Genomic DNA, 3,190 nt, shown 5'->3' with positions numbered 1-3,190 from the left:
GCGCATTCTCGGCGCGCGCCCGCTGCGTTGCGACGCGGGTGCGTTCCGCCACGTCGCGGATGAAGCTGTGTTCCTCCGCGGTCCACGCCCGCGCGTTTGCATCGTTGACGAACAGCACGGCGACCAGCTGCCCTTGTTCCAGCACCGGCACGTTGACGAAAGAACGCGTACTGCGGCCTTCCAGCGCGGCTGCCGCCGGGGACGTGCGTTCATCGGCGCGCACGTCGGCGATGCTGATGAACTCGCCCTGCTTGAGGCTGTCGATGAACGAGCCGTATTCGCGCAGGTGGAGCGTGCCGGCCAGCGTGCCCACGCCGGGCGCCGTCCAGTCGCGCTCGACATGCAAGGTCTCGGCGTCGGGGTCGATGGTTCCGTACCCCACGCGGCTGACCGCCAGCGAACGGCCCAGGATTGCGGATGCGGCGTGCTGCGCGTGGATCGGGTCGTCGAACGCGCGAAACAGATCGGAGAGTTCGCCCAGGGCCTGGGTGCGCCGCTGCTCCGCCACCCGCGCCGTCACGTCGACGCCTTGCACGAAGATGCCGCTGACCGCACCTGCTTCGTCGCGGATTGGCTGGAAGACGAAGTCCACGAAGCGCTCGACCGCTGCCACCTCGGGGCTGGCCTGCATGTCGTAGCGCGAGGCGAAAGCGGAATACGGCTCGCCGCTGGCGTAGACCCTGTCCAGCAGCGCGACGTAGCCTTGGGAGGCCGCGTCGGGCAGCGCATCGGCCACGGTGGCGCCGATCACTTCCCGGCCGACCAGCTGCGTGTACCTGGGATTGGCCAGCACGAAGCGGTGCGAGGGGCCGTCCAGCAGCGCCATGAAGCTGGGCGCCTGCTCGAACATGCGGGCGAGCCGCGCGCGCTCGCTCTGGTGGCGGCGCTCGCCGTCGCGGCGCAGCCGCTCGGCCTCGTGCAGCGAGGAGACATCCGTGTTCGTGCCGAACCAGTGCACCACCTGGCCGGCATCGTCCTTCAAAGGCGCGACCAAGGTGAAGAAGGGCCGGTACTCGCCGTCCCGGCTGCGCATCGGAAACGTCATCTGGAAGGACTCGCCGGTCGCAACGGAGTGCCGCCACTTCTCCAGAATCTCGGGCAGCAGCCGGGCGTCCATCACGCCCTGCCAGCCCCATCCCTGCATCTCATCCGGGGTGGTGCCGGTGTACTCGTACCAGCGGTCGTTGTACCACTCGACCGCGCCATGCGCATCGGCGATCCAGGCCAGCTGGGGAATGGTGTTCGCAAGCTGCCTCAAGCGCATTTCGCTGGCGCGCAGCTGCCGCTCGGCCAGCACGCGCTCGGTCACGTCCTGGTGGATCAGCATGACTTCAGCCACGCGGCCTTCAGTGTCCCTGATGGGCCGCGCCGTGGCCTCCACCCAGCGCGCACGGCCGGGCTTGCCCAGCTCGGCGGGATCGTAATGGGCAGCAGGAATGCGGACCACCTCGCCGGCGAAGGCTTGCCGCAAGTGCGGAGTCACCCCCTTTGCCTGCAGCTGCGGATCGTCGAGCACGTTGTAGGCCGTGAGCACGAATTCCAGGAGGGGGTCGCCGTCCTGGGTGCCCCAGAGGTCCTTCCAGGCCTGGTTGACTTTCAGGGTGCGGCCATCGACGCAGAGCAGCTGCACGCTGAAGGGGGCCTGCTCGAAGAGGGTCCGGAACCGCTGCTCGGTCTGGAGCCCGGCCGCAGCGAAAACGGGGATGTTCACAGCCGCATTGTGCCGATACGACGCGCATGTTGAAGCGCTGCAGCTGCTTTGTGCGGCCACGCCTTCCGAACGACGCGCGATCCGCCACAATATCGGGTGCCCGCCAATGCCATGAACAACAAAAACCTCTTCATCCTCCCCGCCGCCGTCGCCGCCCTTGCTGCCGGCGCACTTTTCACAAGTCCCGCATCCTTTGCCGCGAAGCACGCCAAGCCCGCCGCGCAGAGCAAAGCCGCGGCGCCCGCCGCCCCGGCGGGGCCGGCCGGCCAGACGGCCGTCGCCACCGGCGCGCCCGCGCTGGCCGCCAAGGCCTGGCTGCTGATGGACTTCGACTCCGGCGAAGTGCTTGCCTCGGCCAATCCCGACGAACCGCTGCCGCTCGCGTCGCTGACCAAGATGATGACCAGCTACATGGTCGAGCAGGCGCTGCGCTCGGGCAAGATGAAACCGACGGACCTGGTCACCGTCAGCCAGAACGCGTGGTGCCGCGGCTCGAGCACCGAGTCGTGCATGTACCTGCCGCTGAACAGCCAGGCCACAGTGATCGACATCCTGCGCGGCATCATCATCCAGTCGGGCAACGACGCTTCCAAGGCGATCGCCGAGCACATGGGCGGCGGCTCGGAACAGGGTTTCGCGAAGCTCATGAATGCGGAGGCAAAGCGCCTCGGCATGACGCACACGAATTTCGTCAACGCCACAGGGTTGCCGGACCCGGCGCACAAGGCTTCCGCACGCGACCTCGCCATCCTGGCGCGCGCGATCATCCGCGACAGCGCCGACTACTACCCGATCTATGCCGAACGGGAATTCAAGTACAACAACATCAAGCAGGGCAACCGCAACGCGCTGCTCTACACCGATCCGACCGTCGACGGCCTGAAGACCGGCCACACCGAGGAGGCGGGCTACTGCCTGGTCACCTCGTCCAAGCGCAACGGCATGCGGCTGATCACGGTCATGCTCAACACCAGTAGCGCCAACGCGCGTGCCGACCAGACGCGCACGCTGCTCGGCTGGGGCTTCGGCAACTTCGAGAAGGCCACGCCCATCCAGCCGAACACCGCGGTCGCGAACGTCAAGGTCAACTTCGGCAAGGCCGACACTGTTGCCGCAGGCCTGGGATCGCCATGGACCGTCACGGTGCCGCGCGGCCAGCAGGTCACGACAGCCGTGCAGCCCAAGGCCGACCTGGAGGCGCCGGTGGCCAAGGGTGCAGTCGTCGGCAAGGTGGTCGCGAGTTCGAACGGCAAGCCGGTCGCCGAAGCGCCTCTGGTGGCGCAGGCCGACGTGGAACGCGCGGGCTTCCTGCTGCGCGGCTGGCAGCATGTCAGGGGCGTGTTCGGCAAATAGGGAGATTCTGAACAAGCGTCGATTGCAGATGCTTGTGCGGATTCGACGGCGAATCTAGGCCTGATGAGGTGCGTGCAGAGGCCCCCCGCAGGTGCTGGCGGCCTATGAGCGCCGCTGCGGGCGCAC

At 67.7% G+C, this 3,190-nt stretch carries 2 protein-coding genes; one reads left to right on the top strand and one right to left on the bottom strand.

Annotated features, from left to right (window positions below; translation table 11 throughout):
- The coding region (locus H0U68_RS20985; protein WP_296358847.1) for a PAS domain-containing protein at window positions 1–1,711 on the bottom strand (1,711 nt) is incomplete at its 3' end.
- A 111-nt stretch (window positions 1,712–1,822) separates the two neighbouring features.
- Between H0U68_RS20985 and H0U68_RS20980 the strand changes: the two genes are divergently transcribed.
- Complete coding sequence (locus tag H0U68_RS20980) at window positions 1,823–3,064, top strand: D-alanyl-D-alanine carboxypeptidase family protein (RefSeq protein ID WP_296358846.1); 1,242 nt, start codon at window positions 1,823–1,825, stop codon at window positions 3,062–3,064.
- Window positions 3,065–3,190: the final 126 nt, after the last annotated feature.

This window comes from Ramlibacter sp. (genome assembly GCF_013697775.1).
In the GTDB taxonomy this organism is placed as follows: domain Bacteria; phylum Pseudomonadota; class Gammaproteobacteria; order Burkholderiales; family Burkholderiaceae_C; genus Ramlibacter.
The sequence above is the reverse complement of the archived record's forward strand: the minus strand, read 5'-3'. Positions and strand labels throughout refer to the sequence as shown.

Bases quoted from the DNA above. Each gene is read 5' to 3' on its own strand.
- H0U68_RS20980 (WP_296358846.1), top strand. From the start codon at position 1,823: ATGAACAACAAAAACCTCTTCATCCTCCCCGCCGCCGTCGCCGCCCTT.